The organism is Brumimicrobium glaciale (assembly GCF_004152935.1).
Classification (GTDB): Bacteria; Bacteroidota; Bacteroidia; order Flavobacteriales_D; family Crocinitomicaceae; genus Brumimicrobium; species Brumimicrobium glaciale.
On sequence record NZ_SETE01000001.1, the window covers coordinates 199,141 to 217,638 of the forward strand.

The 18,498-nt window shown below is 33.8% G+C and carries 14 protein-coding genes; 10 read left to right on the top strand and 4 right to left on the bottom strand.

Features of this window, described 5'->3' with window-relative positions:
- The 4 genes from ERX46_RS00805 (at position 1) to ERX46_RS00820 (ending at position 4,921) form a co-directional block, all read left to right on the top strand.
- Entirely contained in the window at positions 1–1,569 is a 1,569-nt protein-coding gene (locus tag ERX46_RS00805) for a hypothetical protein (protein ID WP_130091926.1), read from the top strand.
- Complete coding sequence (locus ERX46_RS00810) at positions 1,569–3,071, top strand: hypothetical protein (RefSeq protein ID WP_130091927.1); 1,503 nt, start codon at positions 1,569–1,571, stop codon at positions 3,069–3,071. Before ERX46_RS00805 ends, ERX46_RS00810 begins: the two co-directional genes overlap by 1 nt.
- Before the next feature lie 153 nt (positions 3,072–3,224).
- Complete coding sequence (locus tag ERX46_RS00815; RefSeq protein WP_130091928.1) at positions 3,225–4,121, top strand: ABC transporter ATP-binding protein; 897 nt, start codon at positions 3,225–3,227, stop codon at positions 4,119–4,121.
- Positions 4,118–4,921 carry an ABC transporter permease gene (locus tag ERX46_RS00820; protein ID WP_130091929.1) on the top strand — a complete coding sequence of 268 codons (804 nt, stop codon included), beginning with the start codon at positions 4,118–4,120 and terminating at the stop codon, positions 4,919–4,921. The genes ERX46_RS00815 and ERX46_RS00820 overlap by 4 nt, the downstream gene beginning before the upstream one ends.
- Positions 4,922–5,460: 539 nt before the next feature.
- Here ERX46_RS00820 and ERX46_RS00825 read toward each other — a convergent pair.
- Both ERX46_RS00825 and ERX46_RS00830 read right to left on the bottom strand, forming a co-directional pair.
- Entirely contained in the window at positions 5,461–6,423 is a 963-nt protein-coding gene (locus tag ERX46_RS00825) for an OmpA family protein (RefSeq protein WP_130091930.1), read from the bottom strand.
- 320 nt (positions 6,424–6,743) lie between these two features.
- Entirely contained in the window at positions 6,744–7,871 is a 1,128-nt protein-coding gene (locus tag ERX46_RS00830; protein WP_130091931.1) for a glycosyltransferase, read from the bottom strand.
- 333 nt (positions 7,872–8,204) lie between these two features.
- On the opposite strand from ERX46_RS00830, the gene ERX46_RS17815 reads away from it, so the two are divergent.
- The 6 genes from ERX46_RS17815 (at position 8,205) to ERX46_RS00860 (ending at position 17,092) form a co-directional block, all read left to right on the top strand.
- Positions 8,205–9,299 carry a peptidylprolyl isomerase gene (locus tag ERX46_RS17815; RefSeq protein ID WP_130091932.1) on the top strand — a complete coding sequence of 365 codons (1,095 nt, stop codon included), beginning with the start codon at positions 8,205–8,207 and terminating at the stop codon, positions 9,297–9,299.
- A complete protein-coding gene (locus tag ERX46_RS00840; RefSeq protein WP_130091933.1) occupies positions 9,299–11,701 on the top strand; it encodes a DUF5686 family protein in 2,403 nt (800 codons plus the stop codon). Before ERX46_RS17815 ends, ERX46_RS00840 begins: the two co-directional genes overlap by 1 nt.
- 662 nt (positions 11,702–12,363) lie before the next feature.
- Complete coding sequence (locus ERX46_RS00845; protein WP_130091934.1) at positions 12,364–13,377, top strand: radical SAM/SPASM domain-containing protein; 1,014 nt, start codon at positions 12,364–12,366, stop codon at positions 13,375–13,377.
- Between the two features lie 258 nt (positions 13,378–13,635).
- Complete coding sequence (locus ERX46_RS00850; RefSeq protein WP_130091935.1) at positions 13,636–15,267, top strand: sensor histidine kinase; 1,632 nt, start codon at positions 13,636–13,638, stop codon at positions 15,265–15,267.
- Positions 15,260–15,949, top strand: coding sequence for a response regulator transcription factor (locus tag ERX46_RS00855; RefSeq protein ID WP_130091936.1), 690 nt, complete (start codon positions 15,260–15,262; stop codon positions 15,947–15,949). Before ERX46_RS00850 ends, ERX46_RS00855 begins: the two co-directional genes overlap by 8 nt.
- A 240-nt stretch (positions 15,950–16,189) precedes the next feature.
- Positions 16,190–17,092, top strand: coding sequence for a LysR substrate-binding domain-containing protein (locus tag ERX46_RS00860; RefSeq protein ID WP_130091937.1), 903 nt, complete (start codon positions 16,190–16,192; stop codon positions 17,090–17,092).
- 19 nt (positions 17,093–17,111) lie between these two features.
- On the opposite strand, the gene ERX46_RS00865 is transcribed toward ERX46_RS00860, so the two are convergent.
- Both ERX46_RS00865 and ERX46_RS00870 read right to left on the bottom strand, forming a co-directional pair.
- Complete coding sequence (locus ERX46_RS00865; RefSeq protein ID WP_130091938.1) at positions 17,112–17,978, bottom strand: DUF6671 family protein; 867 nt, start codon at positions 17,976–17,978, stop codon at positions 17,112–17,114.
- A complete protein-coding gene (locus tag ERX46_RS00870; RefSeq protein WP_130091939.1) occupies positions 17,962–18,471 on the bottom strand; it encodes a carbonic anhydrase in 510 nt (169 codons plus the stop codon). Before ERX46_RS00870 ends, ERX46_RS00865 begins: the two co-directional genes overlap by 17 nt.
- Between the last annotated feature and the right edge of the window lie 27 nt (positions 18,472–18,498).

Below are 18,498 nucleotides of genomic sequence, written 5' to 3' on the forward strand. Positions count from 1 at the left end.
TTGAAACTAACACAACTAACACTGATTTCCTTCTTGTTTTTGAGCTCATTAGCTTGGACACAAGAAATTCTTATTCCGACTTCTAGCGCAGTTAAAGACAAAGCAATGTTCGCTGACTCTTCAAAGAGAGTTGTTGGAAATGGATTTTTTCCAGTTTCTTATACTGAAGCAAATCTTAAGATTCCTCAAAAAGACACTACTCGAAATTGGGTGATGAGAAAAATATTTTCTGAGCACTTTATTCAAAAATCAGACAAGAACTTTTTCTTAGCAGTGGATCCTCTGGTCAATATGTCTGTAGGAAAAGAACAGCTTCAAGGTGCTCCTGATCTATTATTTCAAAATACACGTGGAGCACAAGCCTTTGGACAGATAAAAGATAAGTTTTCATTTTATACTGCTTTCTATGAGAATCAAGCACGCTTCGTAAAATATCAAAATAATTATTTTGTAGATAGAGGCGAGCTTTATCCAAAAAATCCTAATGGTTATGCTTCTCAAAATGCCGTCATACCGGGTGGAGGAAGAACAAAACCTTTTGACGTTAATGGATTCGATTATGCTTCTTCAGTGAGTTATGTTCGACTTACTCCAAATGATAAATTGGCAATTCAATTCGGAAATGCACCAAGATTCTATGGTTGGGGATACCGTTCTATGTTGCTTTCTGATAACTCGCATAACTACACAAATCTTTCAGTTGATTGGGAAATCATTAAAGGATTGACCTATACTTTTATGAGAGGAAAACAATTAAATCTCATCCGAAAAGTGTATACAAATATGGTGGAAGCACCTTATGAAAGGAAAGGTATTGGTGTACATTATTTAAGTTATAGTCCTGTTCCTTCATTAGTCATTGGACTTTTTGAATCTACGGTTTATTTGCGTGATGAAGCAATAACTAATCAACGTGTTAATCCATATTTTTATCAGCCAATAATAGGTATAAACACCGCTGCCAACGGTATGGAATCTGCAGACATGAAAAATCTTTTTGGTCTGAATTTAGCTTGGAAATTTCATTCGCAACACATGCTTTATGCACAAGGTGTGATGGATGATATAAGCAATAAGGAATATGGATTGCAATTGGGATACAGAACAGGAAATACTTTCAATGTTGAGAATTTGAATTTTCAATTAGAGGCCAATGTTGCAACATCGAATCTATATGCTGCCAATAACCAAAGGATGGCTTACACTCATTTTAATTTGCCTTTAGCACATACTTTAGGAAATGGATTTAAAGAATTTATCATTCGTGTCAATTATCTATTTAAAGGAATTTTCATTGATGGAAAGGTCGTTTACTATGAAGCGAATCAACCAATGAACGATAAAAGCCGTTTGTTTGATTCGAAAAGTTCTATTTCAATACAAAATGATACGAAAGTAGTAAATACCAATATCGAATTGGGTTATGAATTCAATCCAGCAACCCACCTGCGTATGTTTGTAAATCTGAATTACAGAACAAGTGTTTCTTCTCTTGGAGGTGATGTCGATTATGGATCTGTTTCAATAGGAATTCGTTCAGCCTTAAGTAACCAATATTTTGACTTCTAATGAAAAAATTACTCACCATAGCACTGCTTTTTCAATGTTCATTTTTCATTGCGCAGACAGAAATCAATTCAGAGGTTAATTATCTCAATTACGATGCATTTTTTGAATCTAGTTCATTAAGTGTAAATCCAGTTTTGCCTAATTTATCAAAACCTTATCAACCAGGATATCGACTTCCATGGGTTTCTAAAAAGGATAAATACAAAGACAATTATTTACATGTTTTTCCAATTGTAGATGTCTTAGGTTCATATAAGTCAGATGCGAATTCAACCAGTTCATATAATATTGGTGCAGGATTTGGAATCGCAACACAATTGTCTAAAAAGTTTTATGCAAGATTATTACTCACAGGAAATACTTTTGATAGCAACGGCAGTAATTTAGATTATTCCAGTATTTTTAAGAGTGATTTTTTGGAGGGAATTAATGGCACAACGAAATTGTCGCTTCAGCCCAGGTTTAGAATGAGTTATTCACCTTATGATTTTATAAATATTCAAGCTGGAATTGATCAACACTTTATTGGACAAGGAAAACGCTCCATGCTTTTAGGTGATTATGGTGCGCCTTATCCGTTCGCCCAATTGCGAACAAAACTTTGGAAATTAGAAATGGTGAATATCTATCAATTTTTCAAAGAAGATGAATTTCTTCAGAAAACAAGAAAATTTGCTTCAACACATTTCTTTAATTTCAATGCAACAGAACGTTTTCAAATTGGATTTTTTGAATCTGTAGTTTTTGCACCAAAAGACACTTTATTGAACCGTGGTTATGAAGTGGCTTATCTCAATCCATTCTTGTTTTATCGACCTACAGAATATGCTTTAGGTTCTCAAGATAGATTGTTAATCGGGTTAAATACAAGTTACCAATTTGATCGATTCATGGTTTATGGTCAATTGGCTATCGATGATTTTGTGTTGAAAGAAATGGTAAATCGCACGCGTTGGTGGGCAAATAAATACAGTGGTCAATTTGGAGTTAAAGGAAAAGAGAATTTAACTAACGGTCAATTGAGATGGCAAACAGAATTGAACTTTGCTCGTCCATTTACCTATTCTCACATCTCGTCAGCAACCAATTACGGGAATCAAGGCAAACCTTTAGCGCATCCATTAGGATCAAATTTCGTAGAGGTTTATGCAGAATCAAGCATGCATTTCAATTCTAATTTTACATTATCAGCGCGTTTTTTCTTTTCACAACAAGGAGGAGCTGATGGAAGCGATTCTGTATCTTATGGATCAGATGTTTATCAGTCTTATGTTATTCGTCCTATGGAATACGGATATAAAATTGGTGGAAACGGAAAGGTAAACCGTTATAATTTCTCCGTTGAAGGAAGTTATAGAATCTCAGAAAAGTTAATGATCGATGCTTTTATTCGACCAGGAATTGAATTGAATAATATGGCGCAAGCCAGCTACAAAACTCATTTTATGGTATTTTTTGGATTAAGAACAAGTTTATGGAACGAACGCTCTTTTAGTTTTTAGAGTGTTTGTTTGTCGAGTAGTGTGATTATTCCTTTTTCTGAAATCTTAATTAAATAATGAATACTGACTTTTATACTTAATCTGAATGTCAAATTGAAATTTTATCTTAAAATCCATTATTTCCTTTTACTTTTAGAGTAAACTTTATCGATAATGAATGATATTCTAATAACAAAAAGTTTACACAAATCATACAAGAAACTTAATGCTTTAAAAGGGTTAAGTATATCTGTAAAGCAAGGTCAAATTTATGGTTTATTAGGTCCTAATGGGAGTGGGAAAACAACCACGCTTGGAATTCTTTTAGGAGTTATTAAAGCTGATGGCGGTAGTTTTAGTTGGTTCGGAAAAGGTCAACGCGATGAAAACCGCAGTAATATCGGTGCATTATTAGAAACGCCAAATTTCTATCCTTATTTGAATGCTATCGATAATCTTAAAATTGTTGCAGCCATAAAATCACTGGACAATACCAGTCAACGCATTGAAAAAGTACTTAAAAGAGTTGACCTTTGGAAAAGAAAAGACGCAACATTTAAAACGTATTCTTTGGGGATGAAGCAACGTTTGGCAATCGCAAGTGCGATTTTAGCAGATCCAGATGTATTGGTTTTGGATGAACCAACAAATGGTTTAGATCCTCAGGGAATTGCTGAAATTCGTTCGCTTATTTTAGATATCGCCGCAGAAGGAAAAACCATAATCATTGCTTCACATATTCTGGATGAAATAGAAAAAATGTGTACGCATGTGGCTATTTTAAAAGACGGAGAGTTGATTAGAGAAGCTACATTGGATGAAATTATGATTCAAGATAAAGTCTTGTGCATTGGTTCAGATAACATTGAAGAACTCAAGTTAACCATTGAAGAAATTCCAGAATTGAAATTCTTAAAAGACCTCGCTCCAAATATTCTTGTGAGTGTAGATGGAGAAATTTCAAACGCAATGGTCAATAAAATGCTCGCTGAAAAAGGAGTTTATTTGAACACTTTAATGCTTCACAAGAAAAATTTAGAATCTACATTCTTAGAAATCATCAACAAATGAAACAACTACTTACCATAGAATTTATAAAGCTGAGAAAGTTAAAATCATTGCAGATTATCTTTTTGATTTATGCAATAATCTCTCCAATTACAATTTATGCGATTTCGACATTTATCACAAAATTCATGTCGTTTTTCTTACCCAAAGATTGGTCGCCATTGGCATTTCCTGAAATATGGAATGTGGCAACTTATTCCGCGAGTTACTTTAATGTTTTAATGGGAATTCTCGCTGTTATTGTAATCAGCAATGAATACACTTACAAAACGCTAAGACAACATGTGATTGATGGATTGTCAATCAAAAAAGCAATTCTTGGAAAATTTATTGTTCTGCTTTCTTTTTCTATGATTATTACTTTATACACTTTCCTGACTGGATTAATATTTGGATTGGTCAATACAACGACTGATGCAACATTCATGACTGGAATTGACAGTGTAGGATTGTATTTCATTCAAACAATGTGTTATTTCAGTTTTGCTTTCTTTGTAGCGGTAATGCTGAAAAGAACAGCAGTTTCGATTGCCTTATTTATCTTGTCTTTTATCACCGAAACAATAATAGGAATTTCAATTTCATACGGCGGATTCCAAACACTGTATGCTTATATGCCATTGAACGCTTTTTCAAAATTGACACCATTTCCAATTCTTAAAGAAATGATTGCGGCAGGTCAAGAAAGAAGTGGAAATGTTCCTGTAATATTAGACACACCAATTAATATAGCGGTCTGTTTAGTATATATGCTGTTGTTCTTTATGATTGCTTATTTCACATTGAAAAAACGTGATTTGTAGTTCCCCAGCTTATTTGAGTACTAGGTTTTTTTTCACAGAGATTCACGGAGGTTTTCACAGAGATACACGGAGAAATTATAAAAGAAATAAATAGAGTAGAAATTCGTTCACCGCATTTTTATTTGAGACTTGACTAGTTCTTTAGCTTATTTGAGTAGGGTGCCTTGAGTTGAGATGAATTGTTTATTCAGACCGTAGCTAATTATTAAGATAAGGTTTTAAGCCTTTATATCAATTATAGTGTTTTTATAAAACGGAACATCATTTTTGTCTGTTCAAAGGCAATTCATTGATTTGTAAAATTTATTATTCTTTCATGATCCTTCTTCGGACTGAAAGCCCAGCTTAATTTAGCAGGATGCAACACGTCCTGCTAAATCGGATATTGTTTTCACGCGCTGAAGGTACAGCTCAACTTTTTTATGATTGCTTATTTCACATTGAAAAAATGTGATCTGTAGTTCTGAGGTTAATTAAATGACTTAGTTGTTTAAGTCAAAATAAAATGTCAATAATATTACGAATTTTCAAATTAGAAACTACTTCGAGATCAATTCAAATAATGCATCCAATCTCGGCGCAATAATCACCTCAATACGTCTGTTTTTCGACTTGTCATTGACATCTACAGGGTGAAACGCTGAACGTCCAGAAGCTGAAAGAATCTCAGGATTAATAGTAGAGTTTTCAGTCATTATAGATACAACAGATGTTGATCTTAAAACAGAAAGTTCCCAGTTGTTTTTTGGGTGAGTAGCACTAGAAAGTGCATCAGTATCAGTATGTCCTTCAACGATAATTTCTAAATCACTTTCTCCTTCAATAGCTTTTGCCAATTGAATAATCGCTTTTTTTCCTTCTGCTTCAACTTTCGTGCTTCCTGAAGCAAACAATAGTTTTGCTTCTAAACTCACATATATTTTACCATTGCGTTCTTCAACCTTCAATCCTTTATTCTCGAATCCACGAAGGGCTTGTGATATTTTTGTTTCCAGCGCTTTAACCGCAGCTTCTTGGCGAGAAATAATTTCTTCTAATTCAGCAACACGTTGTTCACGTTCTGCCAATAGGATTTGTTTGTTTTTCAATGCTTTTTCAGCGGCCATCAAAGCATCTTCTTTTCGCTGTGTTTCGATGATTTTCGCTTCTAAATCAGCACGCATCCTTGCCAATTGCTTTGCATCGCTGTCTTTGATTTTATCCAGTTGCTCTTCAAATGAAGCGCCCATTGAAATGGCTTGTTGGTATTTCGCCTGTAATGCACGGTAAGAATTGCCCAATGCTGATGTGTCTGCCTTTAATTTAACAACATCTCTTTGCATCAATTCTGCTCTGGCTTGAATCGTTTTTAATTGTGCTTCATAATCTAATGAAGAAGTTTTAAACTTTTTCAATTCATCAGCGCAATTCTGTTCTTTCGCTAGTAAATCATTATATTTTTTAACTGGAATACAAGATCCAAGCGTAATTGTCAAAAGTAAAACACTAAATATTAATCGCATAATTTCTATATTGATTCATTTGATGTAAAGTTCGATAATGTTTGTGTGGTTTTTTTGAGAGGCGTGGATAATTTTTAACAGTTGAATGTTGAAGTCAAATTAACACGGAGATTCGCGGAGTTTTCGCAAAGGTTCGCAAAGAAGCAAAAGGAAAGGAAAGATTTGGTTTGATTTCTTGTTTCTCACTCTTCATTTGCTCTCACTCACTTTCTCACTCTGAATAAGGCAGTGGAACGCAAAGAAGAGAAATGGTCATTTATCATTCAAAATACATCATCACTGTCACCCCACAAAATTCAACATTCAACATTCATCACTCATTATTCATCATTACGGATAAACACCTCTTCCAAAACCTTACTTTCTTCTTCCCAGTTTTCAACAAGTGCTGCTTTTTTGCAATTTTCTTTTAACTCTGCTAAAAGAGTAGGGTTGTTTAATATTGAATTGATTGTTTCTGCCACTCCTTTTGCGCTGTGTTCTGGGATAATTCTTCCCACATTGTGTTTGTGAAGCACACGTTTTAATTCTATTAAATCTGAACTGATCACAGGCGTCGTAGTGTGGATGTAATCGAAAATTTTGTTGGGTAATGAAAATTTGTAATTTGAATTGGTGTCTTTGTCTAAACTCAATCCTAAATCTGCATGGTAAGTGTAATTCATCATCGTGTTATAAGGGACACGACCCACGAAGCGGACTTTTTCTTCGAGTTGATTTTCTATTACCATGATTTTGAGATCTGGAATAACATCACCACTTCCAACAATGACAAATAAAGCTTTTTCAATCTCTTTCATTGCCATAACAGCTTCCTCAGCTCCTCGGTCAACATTAATTCCTGAACCTTGAAGAATAATTATGTGTTTATCTTCTGGGAGTTTTAACTCTGCTTTACTTAAAATCGTTTCAGGTTTCCATAGCTTCGATACATTTCTAACTATTCGAACGTTTTTATGGTATTTCTTAGAATAAATAGAAGCTATTGATTCATTTACGGTGTAGACTGATTCTAATTTTGGAAAAATCCATTCTTCAATTTTCAACCAAACATTTCTAACTTTTGGTCTGGCTGTTAATTCTGGAACTTCTGTAAATAATTCATGTGTGTCATAAACCAATCTTGAGTTGCTTTTTAGTTTATGTGCACAGTAATTGGCCAATAAAGAATCTAAGTCGTTACTCAATAAAACATCAGAAGGATTGAAAAGTAAAAACCAAAAAAGACGTAAATTGTAGTTCGCATAAAACAAAGCGCCCTTGGTGAAAACGAGTTTAAAACGCTTTATACGGTATTTTCGATCAGTAATTTCTTGACTTGTTTTTAGTCTACGTCCTACCAATAGTACATCGTAGTTGTTTTCGTGAAGAAATGAACATACTTTGTGCACACGTTGGTCCGTATACAAGTCATTGGTTACAGAAACAATAATCTTTTTTGTTTTCATTGTTACAAAAGTAGTTATTTCAATAGCATTTTTGATTTTGAACTGCAATTCAATTTCTAGATTTAAAAATTGGATGAGAAAATTTGAGTAATTATCTTGTTAACCCAATAATTATAATCAGTTTCGAATCCTCATTCCTCACAATGGAGTTTCCATGTGAATTATCCACTCATTTAAGCACAAGTTTCACTCAAACGAGTTAGTCTATTAACTCAATAAAGTCGAGATAATTATAAAATGAATTTGTCAGTATTTTAATGATTGTTAAAGGTCTATAATAATGTATGGTATAAATAAAGAGTTTTCTTATTTTTGGGCAATTAAATTTATATTATGAGATTATTATTTACCATTGTTTTCGCTTTATCTTTTACTTTTTTATCTATTGCACAAAGCAAAGAATTGAAACTTGAAAAAGGATTATATGCCAATATATCAACCAATAAAGGTGCTATATTTTTGAAGTTACATCACGAAGAAGCGCCATTGACAGTCGCTAATTTTGTTGGTTTAGCGGAAGGAAAACTTAAGGTTTTTGATTCAATTAAAATTAAAGAACCGTATTACGATGGAGTAGTTTTTCATAGAGTAATCAATAATTTCATGATCCAAGGAGGCGACCCAACCGGAACCGGTAATGGTGGTCCAGGTTATCGTTTTTGGGATGAAGCAGACAATGGAGTTGAGCACATGAAAGGTTCTCTTTCTATGGCCAATGCTGGTCCTAACACAAACGGAAGCCAATTCTTTATAACGCATTTAGCAACACCACATTTGAATGGTAAGCACACTGTTTTTGGTCAGGTTTTGGCAGGACAGGATGTTGTGGACTTAATCGTACAAGGAGACACGATAAAAAGTATCGAAATTGTAAAGAAAGGTTTGAAGTACAAATGGTTTTATAATCCTTCGAAAGTTTTTAAAGCAGAATATGAAGCTAAAGAAGCGATTGTTGAAGTAGAACGTTTGAAAGCTGAGAAGTTAAAAGCTCAAAATAAAGTACGTATGATTGAAGCTAAAGCAAAGTCTGAAGAAGAGTACAAAACTTATTTCTATGATTTAGTCAAAGAAATGGAGCCAAATGCTATTCAAACAGAATCTGGTTTAGTTTACGTTATGCATAAAGAAGGAGAAGGTGAATTGGCTGAAAGAGGAGATGATGTGAGTTTGCATTATTTAGGTGAAGCTGTTTTTGGAGAAAAATTTGATTCATCTTATGACAGAAATGCGCCTTTAGATTTTAAATATCTAGAGATGGGATTAATCCCAGGTTTCAACGAAGGAGTTGGGTTAAGTAAACAAGGAACTAAAATTGATTTATACATTCCTTACTTTTTAGGTTACGGAAAAAATGGACGTCAACCAACAATTCAACCTTATGCAGATTTAATTTTTAGAATTGAAATGTTAAAGCTTAAGAAAAACTAATGGGTAGAGTTCTAATATTCCTGACGTTATTATTTGCGTCAAATCAATTTATTGCTCAGGAAACTAAGATCCAGGTTGTAGATGCTCAGACAAATAACCCTGTCTCTTTTGCTAAAATTTCAGATGGCATAAACAAAGCGGTAATCACAGATATTGATGGAAAAGCATCATTATTAATTATTGAATCGCACTTATATTCATTTCGATTTTTCGATTACAAAGACACCATAATAAAAGGTGCTGCCCTGCTTGAAAATCCTAAGGTTTTTTTATTTCCTGATGCACAAGTTTATGCAGAAGTTGTGATTACACCCGGAGAAAATCCAGCACATCGAATTATTCAAAATGTAATGGACAATAAGAAGGAGAATGATCCATTGAGAAATGATGCATTTACTTATAATTCATATTCAAAATTATATTTTACCGGAGAATTGCAAGAAGGGGTCAATAGAGATACAATCACTGATTCTTCTACGATAAAAACAATGGAGTTCTTTGATAAAAAGTACATCTTTTTGACAGAAACTAAAGCAAACCGTACTTTTTCGCCTCCAAGTTATGACAAAGAAGTTGTTACCGCTTATAACGTTTCAGGAGTTAAAGATCCACTTTTTGCAACATTGGTTAATCAATTCCAGTCATTTTCATTTTATGATAATAATTTTGAATTAAACCAAAAAGCATACATTAATCCGATAGCACCAGGAGGACTGCGCAGGTATTTATTTATTTTGGAAGACACCTTGGTTCATCCTTCAACTCAAGATACGACTTACACAATTAAATATAGACCTCGTAAAGGGAAGATTTTTGATGGATTGTCAGGTTATTTATTTGTAAGAACTAACGGTTGGGCCATTGAGCGCGTAATTGCTTCTCCATATCCAGAAGAAGGAATTATGAATGTAAAAACCATTCAAGAATATACTTTTACTGCGGATAAAAAATGGTTTCCGAGTAAGATCAGCACGGAACTTAATTTCAAAGGTATTCAATTGGGGAAATACACAGAAATGATAGGTAGAAGCTCTGTGTATATCAATGATGTTGCATTCCAAGAGCCTTCCAATAAAAGCTTTAATCCTGTCTCTGTTGAAGTTCAAGAAGGAGCTTTACGAGATTCATTGGCCATTAAAGAATTGCGGGGAAATACTGCTTCTGGTAAGGAGGATGGGACTTACGTGTTCGTTGATAGTATTGCTAAAGATGCCAACTTAGATCGTTTAGTATTTTTGGCTAAAGTGGGTACTTCTGGTAAGATTCCTTTTGGAAAATTCAATGTTCCAGTTTGGCAAGTAGCTTATTTTAATCGCCAGGAAGGACTTCGTTTAGGATTAGGACTTGAAACAAATAGTCGTTTAAGTGAAGTTTTTAGTGCTGCAGGATATGCTGCTTATGGGCTTAAAGATAAAGAATGGAAATGGGGAGGAAATGTGAATTTCACCTTGAATCAAAAACGAAACGTAGATTTAAAATTCATTTATCAAGATGATATTCATGAACGTGGAAATACCAATTATTACGATGATGCTTTCAATTTAACGAATCAAGGAATTTACAGAGATTTCTTTGTGAGTTTAGCGGATAGACAACGTTTCGCAGGTATTAATTTGAGCGGTTTAATTCGTCAAAATCTAAAAGTACAAGTTTTCGCAAATTACAAACGCTTCACTTTTGTTGATGATTATCAATATGCTCCTTTGTTCACTTTAAATGGAACAGCCAATCAATTTGATGTTGCTGAAGCAGGATTTGTTATCAATTGGAATATCCGGGAAAAAATCATGATGCTCGAAAACAGAAGGGTTTCATTGGGTACAAAATGGCCTAAAATTACATTGAAAGCTGTTAAGGGAATAAATGGAATTTTTGAATCTAATTATGATTACTACCGTTTCAATTTGGAGATTCATCAAGATTTTGTAATTCGAGGAGCGGGGAATTTGAATATTGTTCATAAAAGTGGAATGACAATTGGAAATGTTCCGCTTACATTGCAGCAAATTCAAGAGGGTACAGGAATAAGATATACCTTATCTGTTGCTAATACTTTTGAAACGATGGGACCTTCAGAATTTTTCAGTGATAAGTTCTCGTCTTTATTTGTTCGTTTCACCTTCTTACCAATAAAAAATAAATCAGGATGGTCTGAGCCAACATTTGTTATTCACAACGCTGCTGGTGTTGGTGAAATGGCAAATAGGGGAGATCATCAAAATTTCGACTTTAAGACTCCAGAAAAAGGATATTATGAATCAGGTTTAATAGCAGACTATCTTTTGAAAATAGGCCCACTTGGATTTGGAGCGGGTGTTTTCTATCGTTATGGACCGTATCAATTTGCTGAAACAAAAGACAACTTCTTTTATAAGGTGTCTGTACGTTTACAATTTATGTAGAAACGCTGCGCTATTTATAATTGGCTCTATATGAAATACTGTGGGTAATCAATTTTAATCCTTTGAAAAATTAATAGTTCTAGTACGAATTTAACTGTAACCTACACGAGTTGTATTTTAAAGTATTTATCCAAATCATCATTTCATTTTTACTAGCAAGTATATGGTGGTCGGTATTTCAGTTGGTTAGTCCCGTCGGGACGGCATATTAATAGCCAAGGACGTAAGTCCTTGGCTTAAAACAAATAGATATAATACAGAACCCAACAAAATCGACCTAATTGCATGCAATTAGGTCGATTTTGTTGGGTTCTGTTTCGGTTTGTATCGTTTGGCGGATGGACTTACGTCCATCCCTATTAGCATGCCGTCCCTCTGGGACTTCGAACAATAAATACTTAAATAACAGGAGTTTATAAGATTAAGCGAAATGTATTTTAATAGAAAGTCTCCATTTAAATAAAAGTAGAACCGAATTAACAATCGTTTAGCTTCAACTAAAACCATAGATTTTAAATCTACCCACACAAAATCATATAGAACCTTAAAATTACAGGTTGATCAAGTGTGTTTCGCTTATTATAAAGAAAAAGAAAGAACAATTTTTCTCTGTTGATTTGACTTCAATTGAAATCAATTATTTCTGATTAACTTTGTTTAAAATGTGGAGAGATCAGAGAAATATATTAGCTAAGTTTTCAGTTTTTCGAACCTGGAATTTAATACAACTCTATTATTCCTATTTACTTGCAAAATATTTTAAAAGAGTTAAGACCAAAGGCTTACCTTATGCTGCGAGTATAGAACCCACAACTGCTTGTAATTTAGGTTGTCCTGAATGTCCTAGCGGTCTAAAGCAATTTACGCGACCAACAGGAAAACTCGATATGAAAGAACATCTTTCCATGTTGGATCAGTTAGGAAAACAACTTTTTTACATCAACTATTATTTTCAAGGAGAGCCATTTTTACATCCAGGTTTTCTTGAATTGATAAAGGCAGCTCACCAAAGAAAAATCTATACCGCTACTTCAACAAATGCGCACTTTATTACCAAAGAAAAAGCGGCAGATATCGTTGCATCTGGATTAGATCGAATGATTATTTCTATTGATGGTCTTACACAAGAGACCTATGAGCAATATAGAAAGCGTGGTAAGCTTGAAAAGGTGATTGAAGGCACTAAGCACATGATTGAAGCCAAGAAAAATGCCAAGAGCAATACCCCACATTTGATTTTTCAGTTTTTAGTAGTCCGACCAAATGAACATGAAATAGACGATGTTTTTAAATTGGGTAAAAGTTTAGGTGTTGATGAGGTAAGGTTGAAAACAGCACAACTCTATGACTACGAAAATGGAAATCCTTTGATGCCTAAAAATGAAAAGTATTCCCGTTATAAAAGAATGAAAGACGGAACTTATAAAAGCAAGTATACTTTGAGTGACCATTGTTGGAGAATGTGGTCCTCCACCGTTTTGACTTGGGATGGAAAAGTTGTTCCATGTTGTTTTGATAAAGATGCTCAACATGTTTTGGGTGATGCGCTTAAAGCTGATTTTAAACAAATTTGGAATTCCCCACAATATCAGTCTTTTAGAAAGCAAGTCTTTACAGATCGCTCTGTGATTGATATTTGTAAGAATTGTTCTGAGGGAGCAAAAGTCTGGACTTAAATAATTGACGCTCAAGAATTGAATTGTTAAATTTATTCCTAATTTTAACAAAATACTTTTAACCCTACTGAATGCAAAATGTTTATATAAATAAGTCTGAAAGGATTTGTTTTCAGATACGCTACACAAATGCGCAATATCCATGGATGTCTGTTTCAGATTTCTCCCAAAACAAGCTGTTTGGAAAGGCTTCGCTGGTGTTAAAAAAGGTTAAGCATCAGCTGCGAAACAGGTTTACAACTATTTTAGATTCCTGAAGTGAGAAAAATTCAATTAAAACATATCGTTATATTAATTAGTACAGCACTAATTGCACTGGTTATTCTTCAACTATATCAGGCCTTCCAGCTCTATGAGAAAAAGTCTGAAGAATTAAATAACCACATTGAGAACGTAATGTCCAAAGTGGTGATTCGGCATGAGAAAGCTTCAGATCTGGAAAGATATACTTCTTTTTTTGGGAAAGATTTCAGTGGAGAATATAAGCAAGCATTAAAACAAGAATTTCAAAACCTTGTGCCTGTTAGAGAATCTGTTTCTATTAAAGATACATTGATATACGAAAACGGGAGAGATGTAAAATACCTTCAGATTACTGGTGATTCTTACGATTCCTTAACACATGTATCGGCAAAACATAGCGTTTTGGCTAGAGATATTAGTGAACTTTCGTCATTTGTAAAAGAGGAGGCTAAATCAGAAAATTCACAGCAAAGTTCAAACGAATTAGCTTTTCAATTAGATAAGCGCGTTGTCAATAGCTTGTTTAAAAAGTCTAAATACATTAATGAATTAATGATTTCTGCTTTCCGAAACAACAACGAATTTTCGCCTTCTGAACGTGTTAATTTAGCGTTTTTGGATTCTATGATTTCAAAAACTTTTGAGGTCGAAGGATTAGAAACAGTATTTAATTATGCAATAACTGATCAAGAAGATGTGATTGTAGAATTTCCGTCATATACAGATCGTTATAATCTAAATATTGACACCACTAGAAGCAAAGAAGTTCGACTTTTCCCAGGGAATTTATTTGATGAAGATTTAACTCTTCATATTTTATTTCCAGCAACAAACTCAGTCTTATTTCAAGAGATGTGGCTGACATTATTAGTGAGTATTTTATTGGTTTTATTGGTGGTTACTTCCTTTATTGTCATGTTCAAAACGATTGTTAATCAAAAAAGATTAGCAGAAGTGAAAAATGATTTCATTTCAAATATGACGCATGAGTTCAAGACGCCGATTAGTACGATTTCTTTAGCATGTGAAGCATTGTCGGATTCTGATATGACCAAAAATGATTTGAGTAGTGTTACTCCATTCATTAAAATGATTGACGAAGAAAATAAACGTTTAGGAGGTTTGGTAGAACAAATCTTGAAAACAGCGGTTTTAGATCGGGGGGAAATCAAAATGAAACGTGACAATTTAGAATTAAATGAAATTGTTTCTAGGGTTGTTGCAAAGTCAAAAATTAGAATTCCAAAAGGAGGAATTAGATTAGAGCAAGCACCTGGGCTGATGCCGTTTATCGGAGACGAAGTGCATTCCAATAATCTGGTATCCAATTTAATAGATAATGCTATAAAATACAGTAAGCAAGAAGTTGATATATTTGTAAAAACTGAAAAGTTAGCGAATGATCAATACCGTTTGACTGTTCAAGATAGTGGAATAGGAATTAAAGGTGAGCATTTAGATAAGATATTTGACAAACTTTATCGCGTTCCGACTGGAAATGTTCACAATGTAAAAGGATATGGATTGGGACTTAATTATGTTAAAGCCATTGTCGATGTTGAAGGTTGGAAGATCAGTGTGAAAAGTAAATTTGGTGAGGGTTCAACCTTTGTTTTAATAATAAATAAATCAAAAGAAAATGAGTGATAAAGTGAAAATACTATTGGCAGAGGATGACAATAACTTGGGAATGTTATTAGAATCTTACATTAAAGCAAAAGGATATGATGTAGATCTTGCCAGAGATGGAAAGCAAGCACTTGAGAAGTTCAATGAAGGAAACTATCACTTTTGTATCTTGGATGTAATGATGCCAGAAATGGATGGATTTAGCGTTGCCAAAGAAATCAGAACTATTGATAAAAAAATTCCTATTCTATTCTTAACTGCAAAAGCGATGAAAGAGGACAAATTGGAAGCATTTTCAATTGGTGGTGATGATTACATGACCAAACCTTTCAGCATGGAGGAATTGGTTGCGCGTATTGAAGCAATTTTGAAACGCTCAAACGGTGGCGATGAAGTTATGGATGATACTTACACTATTGGTAGATTTACTTTCGATCCAATGAAAAGAATTATCAATATCGACGGCGAAGAACATAAGTTAACGACCAAAGAAAGTCAATTACTTAAATTATTAGCCAAAAACAAAAATCAAGTTCTTGATAGACAAGCTGCATTGCGTGCTATTTGGGGAGATGACAATTACTTCAACGGACGAAGCATGGATGTTTACATCGCTAAATTGCGTAAGATATTGAAGGCTGACGAAAAGATTGAAATCATGAATATTCATGGAAAAGGATTTAAATTGTTGGATCAATAGATTTTAGCTAATTATTAGTTTTTAACGGCTTGATATTTAATGTTTTAAATTCATGATTTATTTATTTTAGAATAAAATGCTTGGCAATATTTATATTGTTACAATGTTTGAGGGCGATTTGTTAATCTCCCCTACATTGTATTTTTGAATAAATTTTAATCCACGATTCTATAAATTCATAATTCACAAATACCAACCCTAAAACCTTAATTATCAATTGATAATTGTCAAAACACACTTATGCAATATACGCTCCATCAGCTGAAAATATTCTTAAAAATTTCGCAGCTAAAAAGTGTTACAAAAGCTTCTGAGGAGTTGTTTTTAACACAACCTGCTGTTTCGATTCAATTGAAGAAATTTCAGGATCAATTTTCTGTTCCATTGACAGAAATAGTCGGGAGAAAACTTTATGTGACTGACTTTGGTGAGGAAATCGCTAAAGCTGCTGAGAAAATTTTGAATGAGGTAGAAGCTATAAATTACAAAACAATGATCTACCAGAATCAATTGGCGGGTCGTCTAAAACTCTCAATTGCCTCAACTGCTAAATATGTGATGCCCTATTTTTTATCGGGATTTATGCGTCAACATAAGGGTGTTGATTTATTGATGGACGTGACCAATAAAGCACAAGTTGTGAATAGTCTTGAGAAAAACGAGGTCGACTTCGCTTTAATGTCTGTTGTTCCCGATCAACTTTCTACACATGGAGTGCAACTTTTACAGAATAAGCTTTATTTGGTGGGAAGCGCCAAAGCTTTAAAAGAAAAATCAGGTGAGCATATATTTGAAGATTCTTCTTTGATTTATCGTGAAGAAGGTTCTGCTACGCGGACTGCTATGGAGGATTTCATAAAAGCTAAAAATTTACCCACACACAAAAAGCTTGAGTTGACATCCAATGAAGCAGTAAAACAAGCTGTTATCGCTGGTTTGGGTTATTCAATTATGCCTTTAATCGGAATCAAGAATGAATTAAAAAATGGCGATTTAGAAATCATTCCTTACGATGGATTACCCATGATTTCTAATTGGAACTTGGTTTGGCTAAAGGCTAAAAAACTCTCTCCTGTTGCAACGGCTTTTTTGAAATACATTGAAGAAGAGAAAGAGAATATTATCAAGGAGAATTTTGATTGATTAAATATGAAAATTCCCATCAAGGATTACAATTATCACAATACATTGGCTCTTCCTTTTCTTTTTTATTGGGAAACATTTCTCTTCTTGTAAATTCACAATTAGCGCAAGTCAATACATGATAAAGTGTAGACTGAGTGGGAAAACCACAAAGACCACATGGCAATCCAGATTTTGTTTCAGTGATGGAGAAGCCTGGAGAAGCACATTCTGGACAACGAGACCTTATTTTTTCAATCAATCTTTTAGTCGCTAAACCAATAACCTCCATTCTTGTTGGATTCATCATGGCGCGCATATCCGTTTCTATAAATACTGATCCATATTTTGACTGCATGGAAAGGAAAACTTCTTCTAAATGATTTAGGTCTTTAAAATCTTTGGATATCGTTTCAATATCATCTTTTTCTTTTCTTAAAATAAGACCATGTGAAGGGAATAGTGATTGCTTAGCAAATGCAAGAAGTTCTTGTTTCGTTTGAATTTCTTCACCACCAAAATTAGTTGAAGTACTTAATTCTCTGGCAATGATTTCTAAATTATTCTTTTTGTCTATGAGCAAAATGAATTCATCATCAGCGTTAACGAAGTACAGATGTGGATGGGCGCCAAATGAACCTTCACTGGCAATTCCAATATCACAATTGGTGAGTTTCATTGCTGTTTTACACTTTTTGCGTGCTGTTGATATTGGATCTTCATGCCTAATTTTTTCTCCTGAAAATGTGCCAAAAACATCAGTATCAAAATTCTCGGGAACAATACATTTTACACCTAAAGCAGCCTCTAGAATTGGAGCAATTACCTTTTCTTTCTGGTGTTTTGTTGCAATAACGAGTTTACGATTTCCAAATAAATCGTGCAGAGATTTAGCTTGCAGATTCATGACTGGGTTTCGTGAAATCTAATTCCTCAAACTTCAATGTATTTCTGTCATAAAGTAGTCCTTTAATAGTAAGAAATCCTGATTCGAATTTTGAGCCGATAAACTCAGCTTTTTTCAATTCATTTATTTGCTGTTGAATATTCAGTTTTGCAAGTTCAGTTGATTTATGTTTCCGTTCTATTTGATGTATGATTGCGTCTGAATTATCTAAATATAGTTTCTTCAATATTTTTTCCTCCTTCGTGTTGAAGCCTTCGCCATCTTCAATAATCGTATTTATAAAGCGGCAAGCAACATCGTTTACCACATATAATTCGCGGATATCTTCTCTATTTATAATTCCATTTAGACTTTCTGCATAATTGAATTTTATTGGTGTGAAGACAGCGCCTAGTGCAGTTGAAAAATAGAGTCTACCACTAAAATTTTTCGTAATTCTATTCTCAAGATAGCAATCGGGACAAATTAAAAATAGTTTATTTTGATTCTTCATTGTTGTATTTTTTTTGTCTAATTAATA

Coding starts and splice junctions, on each gene's coding strand:
- ERX46_RS00855 (WP_130091936.1), top strand. CDS start 15,260: ATGAGTGATAAAGTGAAAATACTATTGGCAGAGGATGACAATAACTTG.
- ERX46_RS00865 (WP_130091938.1), bottom strand. CDS start 17,978: ATGAATCTGCAAGCTAAATCTCTGCACGATTTATTTGGAAATCGTAAA.
- ERX46_RS00825 (WP_130091930.1), bottom strand. CDS start 6,423: ATGCGATTAATATTTAGTGTTTTACTTTTGACAATTACGCTTGGATCT.
- ERX46_RS00860 (WP_130091937.1), top strand. CDS start 16,190: ATGCAATATACGCTCCATCAGCTGAAAATATTCTTAAAAATTTCGCAG.
- ERX46_RS00830 (WP_130091931.1), bottom strand. CDS start 7,871: ATGAAAACAAAAAAGATTATTGTTTCTGTAACCAATGACTTGTATACG.
- ERX46_RS00820 (WP_130091929.1), top strand. CDS start 4,118: ATGAAACAACTACTTACCATAGAATTTATAAAGCTGAGAAAGTTAAAA.
- ERX46_RS00870 (WP_130091939.1), bottom strand. CDS start 18,471: ATGAAGAATCAAAATAAACTATTTTTAATTTGTCCCGATTGCTATCTT.
- ERX46_RS00810 (WP_130091927.1), top strand. CDS start 1,569: ATGAAAAAATTACTCACCATAGCACTGCTTTTTCAATGTTCATTTTTC.
- ERX46_RS00815 (WP_130091928.1), top strand. CDS start 3,225: ATGAATGATATTCTAATAACAAAAAGTTTACACAAATCATACAAGAAA.
- ERX46_RS00840 (WP_130091933.1), top strand. CDS start 9,299: ATGGGTAGAGTTCTAATATTCCTGACGTTATTATTTGCGTCAAATCAA.
- ERX46_RS17815 (WP_130091932.1), top strand. CDS start 8,205: ATGAGATTATTATTTACCATTGTTTTCGCTTTATCTTTTACTTTTTTA.
- ERX46_RS00845 (WP_130091934.1), top strand. CDS start 12,364: ATGTGGAGAGATCAGAGAAATATATTAGCTAAGTTTTCAGTTTTTCGA.